Below are 15,992 nucleotides of genomic sequence, written 5' to 3'. Positions count from 1 at the left end.
AATATTGTCTTTTCTATAAGACATTTCATCTGAATATCTTATGTATAAATCTATTATAGCTACATTAATTTTGTTTTGTTTCTCTTTTGGACTGATGGCTCAAAAATATCCGCCACTTCCGGAATGGATGAAAACGGCTGTGTTTTATCAGATCTATCCGCAAAGTTTCAAAGATACCGATGGTGATGGTATTGGCGACATAAAAGGAATAACAGAGAAACTTGATTATATCCAATGGCTGGGATGTAATGCCTTATGGCTTAATCCCTGTTTTGAATCTTCTTTTCAGGATGCAGGTTATGATGTGACAGATTATTATAAAGTTGCAAAGAGATACGGAACCAATGCCGACTTGAAACATCTGTTTCAGCAGGCTCATAAACGCGGAATGAAAGTGTGCCTTGACTTGGTTGCCGGTCATACATCCATAGACCATGCATGGTTTAAAGAGTCGCAAAAGAAGGTGAAAAATGAATATTCGGATCGGTATATCTGGTCGAATGATTCAACAGTAAAGCCCTACAAATATGTGTCGGGGAAATTTGAGCGCAATGGAGCGTACCGCAAAAACTTTTTCGATTGTCAGCCTGCTCTTAATTATGGATTCGGACAACCGGACCCTGCTCATCCCTGGGAACAACCGGTGACAGCAAAAGGACCACAAGAAACCAGAAAAGAACTGATGAAAATAATGGATTTCTGGCTTGATATGGGTTGTGACGGATTTCGGGTTGATATGGCTCCGTCATTAATCAAGAACGATCCGGATAAGGTCGAGACAAACAAATTGTGGACTGAGATTCGTAATCATGTGCAAAAACGCCATCCTCAAAGCATTTTAATTGCAGAGTGGGGGAATCCGGAAGCTGCTGTAAAAGCCGGTTTTATGATGGACTTTATTATTCATTTCGGAAAAGCTTACAGTTCTCTGTTCTTTAATAATGAGGGAACGTATCCGCAAGACACCTGTTATTTTAGCCTCAAAGGGAATGGTACGCCCACCATTTTTGTTGACTATTACATGCGCCAACTCAAAAGTGTCGGTAATGCTGGATACATATGTGTGCCAACCGCAAATCACGATTTCCAGAGGCCTGCTTGTGGCGAACGCATGGGTGACGAGCAACTCAAGCCAGTGATGGCTTTTCTGATGACTCTGCCCGGTGTTCCACTAATTTATTATGGTGATGAAATAGGTCAACGGTTTATGTCGGGTCTGCCAGATAAAGAAGGAAGTTTACTCGGGACACACAATCGTGCCGGAACACGCACTCCTATGCAATGGGATGATACTAAAGGAGCTGGTTTTTCATCGGCTCCCCTGTCTCGGTTTTATCTGCCTGTTGATACGGCAACTAACCGTTCGAGTGTTGAAACTCAAAAAAAGAATCCGGAATCCTTGCTGAATTTTACACGGGAACTGCTTGCTTACAGGCAACATCATTCGGCTCTCGGTTCTTGTGGTGAAATAAAGTTCTTGTATGCAAAGCCATTTGCCTATCCGTTGGTATATGAAAGAAAATTAGGTAACGAACGTTTTCTGGTTGTGATTAATCCTTCGGGTCAAGAACGAACGGTTGAAATAGAAAATCCTTTTGGTGAAAGTAAATTGACACCTGTTTTCGTGAATGGAGTGAATGTGAATAAGATAGGTTCTGCAATGAGCCTGAAAACAGAAAAGTCAGGTTTTGCATTGTTTTGTGTCAATTAGCAGATTGTTGTAGTTTTAACCGCTAGCCAAAATGTGATTGTAACCTTGGGTGGAAAAGAGAATTTTATAAGACTCTTGCCGCTCAAGGTTTTTTTGAAGGGGGCTGATGTCTGTAGAATTGTATATTTAGTCTAAAAAATGACAATCGATAGATGGATTCGTCAAGATTTTGAGCGTCAACCTGCTATAAGACAGCAGAAACGGAAACAATGTAAATTCGGTGGCAATTTTCTCAAAATATTATTGTACCTTTGAGCAACCGTTCGGAAAAGTGATCGGTTTTGTGTAGTTTGCTTATTTTCAATGACTTCTTTGTTTTTAAGAGGTTTGAAATATTACTCCTAGCATCCATAATTCATTAAATATTGTTTCTCGTATGAAACAGAATTCCGGTTTGTCGGGATGCGCTACATACGGCATTTTAAAAACAAATTATTTTCGTATGAAAAAACACAATTTTAACGCGGGGCCTTCTGTTTTGCCTCAGTTTACGATTGAAAACACAGCGAAAGCTGTTCTCGATTTTAATGGTATCGGACTTTCAATCATGGAAATCAGCCACCGTTCGAAAGATTTTCAACCGGTAGTTGATGAAGCTGTAGCTTTAGTTAAAGAACTGTTGTCGATTCCGGAAGGTTATTCGGTGCTTTTCTTAGGAGGTGGCGCGAGTCTTCAATTCTGTATGGTGCCTTTCAACCTGTTAGAAAAGAAAGCTGCTTATCTTAACACAGGTACATGGGCAAGCAAAGCAGAAAAAGAAGCAAAATTGTTTGGCGAAGTTGTTGAAGTTGCATCTTCTAAAGGAGCTAACTTTAATTATATTCCTAAAGATTTTACTATTCCTGCAGACGCAGATTATTTCCACATTACAACGAACAATACCATCTTCGGTACAGAGCTTCGTAAAGATCTCGATTCTCCCGTTCCTTTGGTAGCTGACATGTCATCTGACATTTTGTCTCGTCCTTTGGATGTTTCAAAATATGGTTTGATTTACGCCGGTGCACAAAAGAATCTCGGACCTGCCGGTGTTACCATTGTAATCGTAAAAGACGAATTGCTGGGCAAAGTAAGTCGTCCTATTCCTACAATGTTGGATTACCGCACTCATATCAAAGAAGGTTCGATGTTTAATACTCCTCCTGTAGTTCCTATCTATGCTTCTTTGCAAACATTGAAATGGCTTAAGGAATTAGGCGGCGTGAGCGCGATGGAAAAAATGAACATCGACAAAGCGTCTATGTTGTATGATGAAATCGACCGCAATAAATTGTTCGTCGGAACAGCTGCAACAGAAGACCGTTCATTGATGAACATCTGCTTTGTAATGAAAGATGAATACAAAGAACTTGAAGACGAATTCGGTAAATTTGCTGCTGCCAAAGGTATGGTAGGTATCAAAGGTCACCGTTCGGTAGGCGGATTCAGAGCTTCTACTTACAATGCTCTTCCGAAAGAAAGCGTTGTTGCCCTGATCGACGCAATGAAAGAATTCGAAAAGTTACATTAATACAATATTCGAGTGAATACGAAACCCTCCTAAATCATAAATATGATATAGCGGAGGGTTTTGTCATTCTTACAACTAAATTTTTATACTACTATGAAGATTCTTGTAGCAACCGACAAACCGTTTGCCAAAGCAGCAACAGACGGAATCAGAAAAATTACTGAAGAAGCAGGTTATGAACTTGCTTTGCTGGAAAAGTATACCGACGTGAATGATCTTTATGCAGCAGTGGCTGATGCTGACGCTATGATCGTTCGTTCCGACAAAGTTACTCAGGCAGTTGTTGATGCCGCAAAACAACTTAAAATTGTTGTTCGTGCGGGTGCCGGGTATGATAACCTTGACCTTGCGGCTTGTACTGCTCGTGGCATTGTAGCAATGAACACTCCGGGTCAAAATTCAAATGCCGTTGCTGAACTTGCTTTGGGCATGATGGTTTACATGGCTCGTAATAATTTCCAACCAGGTACCGGTAGCGAACTGAAAGGTAAAAAGCTGGGTATTCACGCTTACGGTAACGTAGGTAAACTGGTTGCTCATATTGCCAAAGGTTTTGGTATGGAAATCTATGCCTTCGATCCTTTTGTTCCTGCTGATGTAATGGCAAATGAAGGCGTGAAAGCCGTTGCTTCGGTGGAAGAATTGTACAGTACCTGTAATTATATCTCATTGCATATCCCTGCAACACCAGAAACTAAAAAATCGATCAATTACGACTTGCTGTCAAAAATGCCGAAAGGCGGTTGTTTGGTAAATACAGCCCGTAAAGAAGTAATTGACGAAGAAGGTTTGGCTAAGTTGTTGGAAGAACGTACTGATTTGAAATATGTGACCGATATCATGCCGGATTCACATGCAGCACTTGCAGAAAAATTTGGTGCACGTTATTTCTCTACACCTAAGAAAATGGGTGCAGAAACAGCTGAAGCCAATATCAATGCAGGTTTGGCAGCCGCTAACCAGATCGTTTCTTTCCTGAAGACTGGCGATAAGAAATTTCAGGTTAATAAGTAATCAATCATGAAGCGAATTATTTCAACCCCCAATGCTCCTGCGGCTATCGGCCCATACAGTCAGGCGGTAGAAGCAAATGGAACTTTGTATGTTTCGGGTCAGATTCCTATCGATCCAGCCACAGGAAAACTGGTGGAAGGCGATGTCTCTGCCCAGGCTAAGCAGGTTTTTAGCAATATCAGGGCTATTTTGGATGAAGCAGGCTATTCTTTTGCTGATGTGGTCAAATCGACCGTATACCTGTCCGATATGAGCTATTTTGCGGATGTAAATGCTGTTTACAAAGAGTATTATCAGGCGGAATGCCCTGCGAGGGCTGCTTTTGCAGTCAAAGGGTTGCCCCTTGGATCGCTTGTTGAAATTGAAACAATCGCAGTGAAATAAGGATTTTAGCTTATATGGAAAGCCACAAAGGATACTATATCTTCCTTTGTGGCTTTTTTATTGTATTAGTAAACAGTTGGTTATGATGGCTGGTTAAATATAATGCAGAAAATACGCCGATATCGTTTGTTAATTTGAAAAATATGACTACCTTTGCAACCGCAAAAGCCCAGATGGCGGAATTGGTAGACGCGCTGGTCTCAAACACCAGTGGATTCATTTCCATGCCGGTTCGATCCCGGCTCTGGGTACTTTTTTAGAAGTACAAAACGCTTACAATCGAATGGTTGTAAGCGTTTTTCTTTTTGTGGGTAACAAAATAGTAACAAAGTTATGGATCACCTACAAAAAATGAATATAATATTGATTTGATACTTTGAAATTTTAACTGCGGATTATTCGCAGAAACGATAGCCGATACCCGATTCTGTATTGATATAGACTGGTTGAGAGGGATTATCCTCGATCTTTTTGCGAAGCTGGGCCACAAATACCCGCAGATATTGTGTTTGTTCCAAATAGCTATAGCCCCAGATCTCTTTCAGGATAAAAGTGTGAGTGAGAACCTTTCCTGCATTTTTCGCCATCAATGCCAACAGTGAAAATTCGGTGGTGGTAAGTTTTACCAACTCTCCATTCTTTTTTACGATATGGTTCACCAAATCAACTTCAAGTTGATTGAATACAAGAACAGTCTGAGGTTTTCCCGACTGCATAGAGAACCGAAGCGATGAACGTACGCGGGCAGACAGCTCACCCGTGCGGAAAGGTTTGGTAAGATAATCGTTGGCGCCGCTGTCAAGTGCTTGTACAATATCTTCTTCAGAACTGCGTACCGAAAGGATAATAATTGGTCCAGTGTACCATTCACGTAACTTTTTAAGTACTATTTGTCCGTCCTCGTCAGGCAGACCCAAATCGAGAATAATGAGTTGTGGATTATGACTGGCCGCCAAAGCGAGGCCATCTTTGCCTGATGGAGCTTCAAGAATGGAGTAACCACCTGGCTTCAGGGAAATCTCGAGCAATCGCCGGATGGCGCTTTCATCATCGATAATCAGTATTGTTTCGGACATATTCTTTTTGAACAAAGATAGCGAACTATTCTCACACACAGAATGCACGGAAGAAACAGATAAACGCCTAAATAATATAGGAATAGTTAGTGTATTCCGTGTGCTTCGTTGTCTTCCTTATTTTCTATCGTATATTTTCCTGTTGGAATTTTAACCGTTACCAAAGCTCCACCGTGTGAACGATTCTCAAATTTTATAGTACCGTGATGAGCTTCCACAAAACCTTTCACTATCGAAAGTCCTAGGCCGATACCACCTGCCACACGGTTGTTGGCACGATAAAACTTATTGCAAAGATAGGGAATAGATTCAGGAGGGAAACCACTACCCCGATCCATTACCTGTAACACCATGTGATGATGGTCGTAATAAATCTTCATACGAATGGTCGTCTTAGGTTCTGCATGCTGCGTGGCATTGTACACCAGATTATGCAGCACTTGTTCCATCAGTCCGAAATCGAATTTTACCAAAGGCATGTCTGAAGGAATGACCAACTCCACGTTGAATGGCTTCAGCTCATCGTGCAGGTTGGTGAGTACCTTATTAGCTAAATCGTGTACATCGTTCCAATCTATGGAAGGAGTGATGCGATCCGATTCCAACCTTGACATGTTGAGCAAGTTTTCAATTAGTCTGTTGAGGCGGTCGGAGGCTATGAAGATTTCCTGTGCCAGTTGTTGCTGTTGCTCCTGATCGCTATTTTTCTGCAGCAGCGTTTCGGATGCCCCCATGAGCGTAGAAACCGGAATGCGCAGTTCATGTGAAATTGAATTAAAAAGTGTCTTGTAGAGCTTTTCAGACTCATTGAGTACCGAAGCCCGTCGGGCAATTTCGTTCAATAATTCCCGTTCCAGAGCATTGGTGAGTTGCACCCGAAACGTATCCCAAAACATCTCCATTTCCCCCCGGAAAGGCTTTTGTGGCTTTACCAACAAGACTCCCGTATTGATTCGTTTCCCTTTTAACGGATAAAATGTGAGATCGGTTGCCGGCAGGGTATCGGTATATTTTCCGGCCTTCTTTACATGTTTATAGACCCACGCGGCGATGCTGTGTTCTGTGCTCTGTAGCTCTATCTTAGAATCGGCGGGCAATAAAGTAGTTTGCAAACCGGTTTCGTCTTCACTCAACAGAATAGCGCTTTCGATGTCGAAATATTTGCGAATGTGTGTCACTGCCTGTTCAATCACTTCCTGTGTCCCGGAAGCCGAAGCCAGCACTTTCGAAAGTTCGTAAAGGGCGCTTGTACGCTGTTCACGGTCGCGGGCCAGTCGTTGCTGACTGCGCAATCGGGCTGTTAATACCCCGTTGATGATGGCTACCGAGAAAAAAGTTCCGAACATCATCAGATCTTCGGGTTTCGCAATATAAAACGTGAGCGGTGGATTGATGAAAAAGAAATCCCACAGCATAGCTCCGAGTGCGGCAGCAAGCAAAATAGGACCGGTACTGAAAAAGAGAGCTACCAACGAAACGGCAAACAGCAGGATGTAAGATACGACCTGATAACCGACAAAACCTTTGCACAAATAACAGAGTAACACTGCCAGCAGCATCACGGCAGCACTTGCCAGATAGGCTTTCGGTGACGACCGGAATTCGGACGAAGCAAAGGTAAAATGCTTTTGTCTTTTCTTCATCTCCTTGGCTCCTACCACGTAAATATCTATATCGCCACTATCGTGAATCAGTTTAGAGACCAGATCACCCCGCAGCAGTTCGCGCAAACCTTTCCGTTGTGATTTTCCCACCAGAATATGGGTTACATTTTCTCGCTGGGCAATATTGAGGATTCCTCTTGAAAGATCGGTGTCTGTAGTGGAAAGATAGTGTGCTCCCAACTGTTTTGCCAGGGCAATGTTTTTGTTAAGTTGTTCCTGATCTTCGGGGGAAAGAGTTTCTTCTTTTTGTACATAAACGGCAATCAGCGAAGCATCCATGGTGTAAGAGAGGCTTTTGGCCCAGCGAATCAGCCATGCGGAATAAGGGCTGGGGCTGATGGCTACCATCAGGCGCAATCCCGATTTCCAGGGACCGGGGATGCGGCGGGTTTGCATATATTCCCGCAGCTGCTTATCGACCCGGTCGGCCACCAACCGCAGCGACATTTCGCGCAATGCCGTAATATTCCCTTTCCGAAAGAAATTACGGATTGCTTCCTGCGAGCGTTCTGGTGTGTAAACTTTACCTTCGGCAAGCCGTTGTAACAGTTCATCGGCGGTCAGATCCACCAGTTCTATTTCATCTGCCGCTTCCAATACATCGTCAGGCACTGTTTCACGAATAGATACTCCGGTGATTTGCGTCACCGTGTCGGTACGACTTTCGATGTGTTGCACATTCAGTGTCGTATACACATCGATACCATTATTGATGAGCTCCTGCACATCCTGATAACGTTTGGTATGACGACTTCCGGGTGCATTGGTATGTGCCAGTTCGTCGATAAGCACCACCTGCGGCTTGCGGGCAATAATAGCATCAATGTCCACCTCGCGAAACAGTGTGTCACGATAACTGATCTGGTATGGAGGAATAATTTCCAGTCCTTCTACCAGTTTATCCGTTTCGGGCCGGCCGTGCGTTTCCACGTATCCGATCACCACATCCACCTTTTTCCCCTTCTCCAGATGGGCAGCCTGCAACATGGTGTAAGTTTTACCCACACCGGCACACATTCCGAAAAAGATTTTCAGCTTGCCCAGTTTGTTCTTATCCTCCTGCTCTTTCAGTGAAGCCAGCAATTCGTCGGGATCGGGGCGGTTTTCGTCGTAAATATTCATATCAATATCTATTCACCATTAAGATATTAAGAGAGTGAAGATACAGCTTAATAATCTTAATTTCTTAATGGTAAAATTTTAATCCTCGTTTTGTTCCTATTCTTATGCAAATATAGATCGATTTATCGCAACAAATCCAAATCCCGGTTCAATTGCAATACATTAATCCGTTTCTCGCCCAAACACCCAAACTGAGGTTGTTCGATATGACATGCTACCAATCTACGCAATTGTTGGGACTGAGCTGTTGTGAAATGACGCGCAGTAGTGATTCTTCCAATCTGTAGTTCGGCACTCTCGGGCGAAATATGAGGGTCGAGTCCGCTGCCGGAAGCCGTCAACATTTCGACGGGCACGACAGTGTTCAAGGGCAAGCGATTGGAACGGATAAAATCGGCCTTTCGCATTTCAATTGCCTTACGCAAAGTGTCGCTGGTTGGTCCCCAATTGGAAGCTCCCGATGGCAGCGTAGCATAATTGCAAGACGATGGTCGCGACCAAAAGTAACGGTCGCTTTTGAACTCTTGCCCCAGCAACTCCGAGCCACAAGCTTTTTGTCCGATGGAAACCAGACTGCCATTTGACTGACGGGGAAATACCGCTTGTGCAATTCCCGTGATTATTAAAGGATAAACCATTCCGGTCAACAGGGTGAATGCCAGTAATATTTTTAAACCGGATAATATAGACTTTTTCATACGTTAATAATTTGTTGTTTTATAATGTAATGCCAGCTATAAAAAAGGCCTTTTCGGACTGAGGATTCGCACCGACAATTCCATAAACCGGCAGGCTGAAAGAATCGGAGAATTTTATCTCTTTCGACACTTTAAGACCAAGGTTGATAACAGAAAAACCATTGTTATAATAATTAGGGCTATCGAACAAAGATGCTCCGAGAAAAGCTTTGACGTTCGAAGTAATTGGCAAGCCTATTTCCACATAAGTAGAGAACGCCTGATTGCCGTTCGTCTTTTTATCTGCACCGTATAACATAGTGTTCCAAGTGATTGACAAAGGAAAAGATTTTGTTCCACCGTAAGCTAGCGTACCTTCGAAAACGTGACCTGTTTTCCCATTCTTATAGTTGAAATATCCGACACTACCATCGTTTCCGTTATTCCAGTTGTAATCTGTAACGGTAACAGAGAGTGCATCGGGTAACGACAGGGTTGCATACAGGTCAACTTCTTTGACATTGCCTGAAAATGCGTACGAGCCCCATGCTCCAAGATTAAACGCCCCGTTGGTGTATGAAACGGTCGGTTGAATATTGGGAGAACCGCCCCGCGAACCTTCTTGTGCTACACCACGCCAGACGTAGGAACTAACAACATCAGCAGCAATGGAGAAGTGATTGGTGTTGTTTTGAGCGTTTGATGAAAAGCACACAACAGTAAATGCAACAACTGCACAAAATTTCAGCATCGAAAATCTATGAATCTTATACATTATTTCAAAGTTTATTTATTAAAACGAATAGCCCCGAATTGCGGTGTTTGATATTTAACGCATATCCAGCGGCATAAGTTTAGCTAGCACCTTATCTCCTTTTCTCAACAACAGATGGCCGTGATCGACAGTATAATTATCAGTAGAATCAAGCATAGCGTAAAAAGCCGTTGTTAGAGTTGAGTCGGCACAGGTTAGTTGCGTACAAATTAAATTGCCGAATTTCAGGCTATATCCGTCAATGGCAACCTGCCCTTCAAAGCTATTGCAACCGGTTGTTCCTTTAACAGTTCCATCCTGCAACACATGTAGCGTTGCGGTATTTCCCTGGCGTGCAATTAGTAATGAATCTATAGATTTGGCTTTGACAGATACCAGTCCCCATTCCGACTCAAAGATATTACCTTTCCCATGCTGCCCATTGGACAAAGAACAAGATGAGATTATTAGCGAAAAACTCATCATTAGGGTGATTGACAATAAGTTAGTTTTCATCTGTTTATCTGTTATAATCTTAAACACAATGTAATATTTGCAACAATATATCTATCAGTTTAATCCCTATAAACGGCACCACCAGCCCCCCCAAGCCATATACCAGCAGGTTCTTGGCCAAAATACGGTTCGACGAAAGCGGACGGTATTTTACACCTTTCAATGCCAGCGGAATGAGCAAGACAATGATCAGGGCATTGAAAATAACCGCGCTGAGTATGGCGCTTTGGGGGGTGGCAAGATGCATAATGTTGAGGGCCGACAATACTCCCTGGCCGTTGGTCCCGGCATAGAGTCCGGCTGCAATAGCAGGAATAATGGCAAAATATTTCGAAACATCGTTGGCGATGCTGAATGTTGTGAGCGAACCCCGGGTCATCAGCAATTGTTTGCCGGTTTCCACCACTTCAATCAATTTGGTCGGATTGCTGTCCAGATCGACCATATTCCCGGCTTCGCGTGCTGCTTGTGTTCCACTGTTCATGGCAATGCCAATATCGGCCTGTGCCAGAGCAGGAGCATCGTTGGTTCCGTCGCCGATCATTCCCACAAGGTGGCCGTTGGCCTGTTCCTGACGAATGCGGGAGAGCTTGTCTTCCGGTTTTGCTTCGGCAATGAAATCGTCCACTCCGGCTTCGGCCGCAATGGCTGCTGCAGTCAGCGGATTATCGCCCGTTACCATCACGGTTTTAATGCCCATGGCACGCAACTGAGCAAAGCGATGTTTGATGCCGCCTTTTACAATGTCCTTGAGATGAATTACACCCAGCACCCGATCGCCGTCGGCTACCACCAAAGGAGTGGCTCCCTGTCCCGAAAGTTCGACTACCTTATCCGTTACATTTTGAGGAAAGAATCCGTTGTTGTTTTGCACGAATTTACGAATAGCGTCAGTTGCTCCTTTCCGAATGGAACGCACTTTCCCGTTCGGAAGTCGAATGTCAACTCCACTCATCCGTGACTGAGCTGTAAAAGGAACGAACGTGATGTCGTTTTCGTGAATATGGCGTTCGCGCAAATGAAACTTCTCTTTTGCCAATACCACAATGGAGCGGCCTTCCGGTGTTTCGTCTGCCAAAGAGGAAAGCTGCGCTGCATCCGCCAGTTCTTCTTTCGATATGCCGTCAGCAGGTACGAAATCGGTTGCCATGCGGTTGCCGAGCGTGATAGTTCCTGTCTTGTCGAGCATCAATACGTCCACATCGCCCGCAGCTTCAACCGCTTTTCCGCTGGTGGCAATCACATTCTTTTGCAACAAACGATCCATGCCGCTGATACCGATTGCGCTCAACAGGCCGCCAATGGTGGTTGGAATCAGGCAGACCAGTAATGCTACCAAAATAGTCAGGCTTAAAGTCGATTGCTGCCCTGTAAGGTTGTAGTTGAACAACGGAGGCAGGGTAATAACCGCAATCAGGAAAATGGCCGTCAGTCCGAGTAACAGGTTGTTCAGGGCAATTTCGTTTGGAGTTTTCTTCCGTTTGGCACCTTCCACCAGTGCAATCATACGGTCGAGGAAAGTATCTCCGGGTTCGGAAGTTACCTTGATAATGATTTTGTCACTTAATACCTTGGTGCCGCCGGTCACAGCACAACGATCTCCACCACTTTCGCGGATTACTGGTGCCGATTCACCGGTAATGGCCGATTCGTCCACGCTGGCAATACCTTCGATCACATCGCCATCGGCCGGAATCAGGTCGCCGGTTTCACACACAACCAGATCGCCACGTGTCAGTTCGGTTGCCCAAACTACCTCTTCCTTATCTCCTTTCATGCGACGGGCTTTGGTTTGTGTACGGCTCTTTTTCAGGGTCTCCGCCTGTGCTTTGCCTCTTCCTTCGGCAATGGCTTCGGAGAAGTTGGCAAACAAAACGGTAAACCACAACCAGACGGTAATCTGGAAGTCGAAGGAAGAAAAGTGACTCGCAAACAGATTTGCGACAACAATTCCGGTTGTCAGTACGGCACCCAGTCCAACGATAAAGATGATTGGATTTTGGATCAGTTTGCCCGGATGCAGCTTTAAGACAGAGTCTTTCAGTGCCGGAATCAATAGTCTCCGGTTAAACAGTTGCGATGATTTTTTATCTTTTGTGCTCATTGATTATTCAAAGTTTAATGTTCAATTTTTCAGACATTACAGATTTTATTTCCACATTTTCAAATTCTCAAATCAAAACGTCATTCCCGCCTGCATCAGAAGATGTTCCAGAATGGGTCCCAATGAGAGAGCCGGAAAAAATGTCAATCCGCCCACGATGATAATTACCCCGATCAGCAGGATAAGAAACATCCCGTTGTCAGTATGAAACGTACCAGAAGATACCGGTGTTACTTTCTTTCCGGCCATACTGCCGGCAATGGCCATCATTGGGATAATAACTCCGAAACGTCCCACCAGCATGCATATCGATAAAAGCACATTGTAAAACGGAGTATTGGTCGTGAGTCCGGCAAAAGCGCTGCCGTTGTTGCCACAGGCTGATGTAAAGGCATACAAAATTTCCGACAAGCCGTGCGGCCCTTTATTGTTTAACCCGGCAAGCCCGGCATGTGTACTGACGGCTATCGCCGTGAAAGCAAGAATACAGACAGCCGGAGCCAATACGGCAATCAGCGCCATCCGCACCTCGAACGATTCGATCTTCTTACCTAAGTATTCAGGTGTCCGTCCTACCATCAGTCCGGCAATAAAGACGGTCAGGATCACAAAAGCTATCATGCCGTACAAGCCGGAACCAACACCACCAAAAACCACTTCACCCAGCATCATATTGAACATGGCAACCAAACCGGCCAGCGGAGAGAGGCTGTCATGCATGGCATTCACCGAACCATTGGAAGCAACCGTGGTGGATGTCGACCAGATAATACTGTTCACGATGCCAAACCGGGTCTCTTTTCCTTCCATCGAACCGGTAATGTGGAGTGCTGGATTGGCCGCGTATTCGGCATAGAGCGACACGCCCAGACCTATGCACAAAACAATCAGCATGGCACCGAAAAGTGTCCATCCCTGTTTTTTAGAACCGATAAAGAGTCCGTAAGTGTATGTCAATGCTGCCGGAATAAGTAAGATGGCAAGCATTTCCAAAAAGTTGGAGAAAGGTGTCGGGTTTTCGAACGGATGAGCGCTGTTTACTCCGAAGAAGCCTCCGCCATTGGTTCCCAACTGCTTGATGGCAATCTGAGATGCTGCCGGACCGAGCGGAATCACCTGCTTAACGCCTTCCAGCGTTGTAGTATCGGTATAGGACGAGAATGTTTGCACAACGCCCTGATTTACTAAGACCACAGCAAAGAGGATAGATACCGGTAGCAGAATGTAAATGACCGAACGGGTCAGATCGACCCAGAAGTTTCCGAGCTGTTGCTTCGTGTTTTTTATCAGACCTTTCATTAGTGCGATTAATACCGCCAAACCGGTTGCCGCACTTAAAAAGTTTTGTACGCCAAGCGCTGCCATTTGCGTGAGATAGCTCATCGTGGTTTCGCCGCTGTACGATTGCCAGTTGGTATTGGTAACAAAGCTGATTGCCGTGTTTAACGCAAGGTGCCAGGAAGTATTCGGTACTTTTGCAGGATTAAGTGGCAGCCAGGCTTGAGTCATTTGCAGGGCAAATACAACTACAAAGCCAAAGAAATTAAACCAAAGCAAAGCAAACAGATATTGCTTCCAGTTCATCTCTTGTTGCGGATCGACACCGCAAAAGCGATAGATTAACCGTTCGAGCCATCCGAAAACCGGTGTCAGGAGGTGCTTCTCTCCGCCAATTACCTTCTTTATATATTTTCCCAAAACGGGAGTCAGAAGGATAAGTGCCCCGAAGAAGAGGGCCAGTTGAATAAAAGTGTTCATTGTTTGTTTATTTTACAGCAAATAATCTTAGTAGGATTTCACTGCAAAAGTAAAGCGGAAGTCATAAGGGGATTGTAAAGAAGCAAAAGCAGAGTATAAAGATTTTATAAAGATTTCTATTTGCAAATCGATGTAGATGAATATTATTGTGGTTGCTGATGAAAAATCCGCTATCTTTGAACTGTTTTATAATGGAAATGGATAATACGTTTGTCATCATATATATTATTTTAAGTGCAGGGGCATTGTTGCTTCTGAGCCTTACGGCTGTGTATTTCTACAAAGCAGCACGTCGTGCTAAAACCGAGAAACAGCGCTTGGAGCAATTGTGCGGAGAACTGACGAAAAAGATAGAAAAAACCGAATTGCCGTCTATTGAAGCTAAGCTGAATCCCCATCTTTTTAAGAATATTCTCAACTCTATTCAGTCGCATGCCTACCAGACGTATTATGCCATGGATAAGCTGGCAAACGTGCTTGACTATATTTTGTATGAAAGTAACGGGTCTTTTGTTACGCCACAGGAGGAAATTGAGTTTGCTCTCAATCTGATTGAAATTAACAAGATAAAGGTGAGCCCTCTGTTTGCCCTGAATGTGAAAAATAAAACGGACGAATCCGATCCGCTTTACCGGGCGAAGGTAATGGCTCCGCTTATTTCGGTCGATCTGATTGAAAATGCATTTAAACATGCCGATTTGCAAAGTGGCGATGCTTTTATTGCAGTTTCGTTTGAATTCAGACAGGGAGTATTTTCGCTTACAGTCGCCAATAAAATTTCTTCGCGTACGGCTCTGCACAAAGAGAAGAGTGGTATCGGCTCGGCAACGCTGGAGCAACGCCTGCAAATACTTTACAACGGACACTATCGTTTGGATCGCGAGGTGGAGAACAATACATACACAGCTCATTTAACGATTGATCTTAATGGAAAAGCCACTGAAGTGTCTGCTGCTCGATGATGAACTGCCGGGGTTGGCTTATCTGAAAATGCTTTGCGAGCAGATATCAGGTTTGGTTGTGCTGAAAGCCTTTGCTGATCCTGCAGCCTTTCTAAAAGAGGCTGCCGTAACCGATTTTGATCTTGCAATTCTCGATATTGAAATGGCCGGAATGGATGGATTGTCGGTTGCCAGATGCCTGAATGGTAAGCCGGTGATTTTTACCACCGCGTATAAACAATATGCTACGGATGCATTCGATATCGATGCGGTGGATTACCTTGTGAAGCCGATCCAAAAAGAGCGCCTGCAAATTGCCGTGGAAAAGGCGGCTAAGCGTCTCGAACAATTACAGAATCAGCCCGCTTTTGTGCGTTTGAATACGGATAAAGGCAGGGCTTTGTTGTTTTTCGATAAGGTGCTCTATATTGCCACTTCTGCCATTGATAGCCGCGATAAAGCTGCAACGCTCGATGATGGTTCTGTATTGATTTTGAAGAATATTTCTTTCGAAAAACTCCTGGCTCTGTTACCTCCCGATAAGTTCTGCCAGATTAATAAACAGGAAATTATTGCGCTACGGGCAATCCGGTATTTTTCTCACGACGAAATCGTAACGAATCTTCCTGCGGACGAAGGCTTGCTGACGCTTCATCTGAGCGAGGCTTACCGTAGCGTTTTTGTGCAGAAAACCACGCACTGATTTCCTTACAAAATTTTCCTGTCTTGTTGCAAAATTCCCTTTGGCAGGACTCTCCAGC

General features: G+C 44.2%; 13 protein-coding genes and 1 tRNA gene. 7 read left to right on the top strand and 7 right to left on the bottom strand.

Features of this window, described 5'->3' with window-relative positions:
* Window positions 1-40: 40 nt before the first annotated feature.
* The 5 genes from F8N35_RS08235 (at window position 41) to F8N35_RS08215 (ending at window position 4,870) form a co-directional block, all read left to right on the top strand.
* Window positions 41-1,711 carry an alpha-amylase family glycosyl hydrolase gene (locus F8N35_RS08235; protein WP_293051169.1) on the top strand — a complete coding sequence of 557 codons (1,671 nt, stop codon included), beginning with the start codon at window positions 41-43 and terminating at the stop codon, window positions 1,709-1,711.
* 442 nt (window positions 1,712-2,153) lie between these two features.
* Window positions 2,154-3,221 (top strand): 3-phosphoserine/phosphohydroxythreonine transaminase, encoded by a 1,068-nt coding sequence (gene serC, locus F8N35_RS08230; protein WP_293051166.1) that lies wholly within the window; start codon window positions 2,154-2,156, stop codon window positions 3,219-3,221.
* Between the two features lie 93 nt (window positions 3,222-3,314).
* Window positions 3,315-4,235, top strand: coding sequence for a 3-phosphoglycerate dehydrogenase (locus F8N35_RS08225; protein ID WP_293051163.1), 921 nt, complete (start codon window positions 3,315-3,317; stop codon window positions 4,233-4,235).
* Between the two features lie 6 nt (window positions 4,236-4,241).
* Window positions 4,242-4,619: a RidA family protein gene (locus F8N35_RS08220; protein ID WP_293051160.1), complete on the top strand. Its 378-nt coding sequence runs from the start codon at window positions 4,242-4,244 to the stop codon at window positions 4,617-4,619.
* 167 nt (window positions 4,620-4,786) lie between these two features.
* Window positions 4,787-4,870, top strand: a tRNA-Leu gene (locus tag F8N35_RS08215).
* A 144-nt stretch (window positions 4,871-5,014) separates the two neighbouring features.
* Here the strand turns inward: F8N35_RS08215 and F8N35_RS08210 are convergent.
* The 7 genes from F8N35_RS08210 to kdpA form a co-directional block, all read right to left on the bottom strand.
* Window positions 5,015-5,695: a response regulator gene (locus F8N35_RS08210; RefSeq protein WP_293051157.1), complete on the bottom strand. Its 681-nt coding sequence runs from the start codon at window positions 5,693-5,695 to the stop codon at window positions 5,015-5,017.
* Window positions 5,696-5,781: 86 nt separating this feature from the next.
* Window positions 5,782-8,481 carry a sensor histidine kinase KdpD gene (locus F8N35_RS08205; protein ID WP_293051154.1) on the bottom strand — a complete coding sequence of 900 codons (2,700 nt, stop codon included), beginning with the start codon at window positions 8,479-8,481 and terminating at the stop codon, window positions 5,782-5,784.
* Between the two features lie 122 nt (window positions 8,482-8,603).
* Window positions 8,604-9,179, bottom strand: coding sequence for a potassium-transporting ATPase subunit KdpC (gene kdpC / locus F8N35_RS08200; RefSeq protein WP_293051151.1), 576 nt, complete (start codon window positions 9,177-9,179; stop codon window positions 8,604-8,606).
* A gap of 19 nt (window positions 9,180-9,198) precedes the next feature.
* Window positions 9,199-9,933, bottom strand: a complete 735-nt coding sequence (locus F8N35_RS08195) for a hypothetical protein (protein WP_293051149.1) — start codon at window positions 9,931-9,933, stop codon at window positions 9,199-9,201.
* A 54-nt stretch (window positions 9,934-9,987) separates the two neighbouring features.
* On the bottom strand, window positions 9,988-10,428 hold the full coding sequence (locus F8N35_RS08190; protein WP_293051148.1) for an META domain-containing protein: 441 nt from the start codon (window positions 10,426-10,428) through the stop codon (window positions 9,988-9,990).
* Window positions 10,429-10,447: 19 nt separating this feature from the next.
* Window positions 10,448-12,532: a potassium-transporting ATPase subunit KdpB gene (kdpB, locus tag F8N35_RS08185; RefSeq protein WP_293051146.1), complete on the bottom strand. Its 2,085-nt coding sequence runs from the start codon at window positions 12,530-12,532 to the stop codon at window positions 10,448-10,450.
* 72 nt (window positions 12,533-12,604) lie between these two features.
* On the bottom strand, window positions 12,605-14,290 hold the full coding sequence (gene kdpA / locus F8N35_RS08180; protein ID WP_293051144.1) for a potassium-transporting ATPase subunit KdpA: 1,686 nt from the start codon (window positions 14,288-14,290) through the stop codon (window positions 12,605-12,607).
* A gap of 176 nt (window positions 14,291-14,466) precedes the next feature.
* Here kdpA and F8N35_RS08175 point away from each other — a divergent pair, with 176 nt between their 5' ends.
* Together F8N35_RS08175 and F8N35_RS08170 are read left to right on the top strand one after the other, a co-directional pair.
* A complete protein-coding gene (locus tag F8N35_RS08175; protein ID WP_293051142.1) occupies window positions 14,467-15,252 on the top strand; it encodes a histidine kinase in 786 nt (261 codons plus the stop codon).
* Window positions 15,218-15,934, top strand: a complete 717-nt coding sequence (locus tag F8N35_RS08170) for a response regulator transcription factor (RefSeq protein ID WP_293051140.1) — start codon at window positions 15,218-15,220, stop codon at window positions 15,932-15,934. Before F8N35_RS08175 ends, F8N35_RS08170 begins: the two co-directional genes overlap by 35 nt.
* The last annotated feature ends 58 nt before the right edge of the window (window positions 15,935-15,992 follow it).

It is taken from the genome of Paludibacter sp., from assembly GCF_009712605.1.
Classification (GTDB): domain Bacteria; phylum Bacteroidota; class Bacteroidia; order Bacteroidales; family Paludibacteraceae; genus Microbacter.
This window is presented reverse-complemented; position numbering and strand designations above follow the sequence as displayed.

Coding starts and splice junctions, on each gene's coding strand:
- F8N35_RS08235 (WP_293051169.1), top strand. CDS start 41: ATGTATAAATCTATTATAGCTACATTAATTTTGTTTTGTTTCTCTTTT.
- serC (WP_293051166.1), top strand. CDS start 2,154: ATGAAAAAACACAATTTTAACGCGGGGCCTTCTGTTTTGCCTCAGTTT.
- F8N35_RS08225 (WP_293051163.1), top strand. CDS start 3,315: ATGAAGATTCTTGTAGCAACCGACAAACCGTTTGCCAAAGCAGCAACA.
- F8N35_RS08220 (WP_293051160.1), top strand. CDS start 4,242: ATGAAGCGAATTATTTCAACCCCCAATGCTCCTGCGGCTATCGGCCCA.
- F8N35_RS08210 (WP_293051157.1), bottom strand. CDS start 5,695: ATGTCCGAAACAATACTGATTATCGATGATGAAAGCGCCATCCGGCGA.
- F8N35_RS08205 (WP_293051154.1), bottom strand. CDS start 8,481: ATGAATATTTACGACGAAAACCGCCCCGATCCCGACGAATTGCTGGCT.
- kdpC (WP_293051151.1), bottom strand. CDS start 9,179: ATGAAAAAGTCTATATTATCCGGTTTAAAAATATTACTGGCATTCACC.
- F8N35_RS08195 (WP_293051149.1), bottom strand. CDS start 9,933: ATGTATAAGATTCATAGATTTTCGATGCTGAAATTTTGTGCAGTTGTT.
- F8N35_RS08190 (WP_293051148.1), bottom strand. CDS start 10,428: ATGAAAACTAACTTATTGTCAATCACCCTAATGATGAGTTTTTCGCTA.
- kdpB (WP_293051146.1), bottom strand. CDS start 12,532: ATGAGCACAAAAGATAAAAAATCATCGCAACTGTTTAACCGGAGACTA.
- kdpA (WP_293051144.1), bottom strand. CDS start 14,290: ATGAACACTTTTATTCAACTGGCCCTCTTCTTCGGGGCACTTATCCTT.
- F8N35_RS08170 (WP_293051140.1), top strand. CDS start 15,218: ATGGAAAAGCCACTGAAGTGTCTGCTGCTCGATGATGAACTGCCGGGG.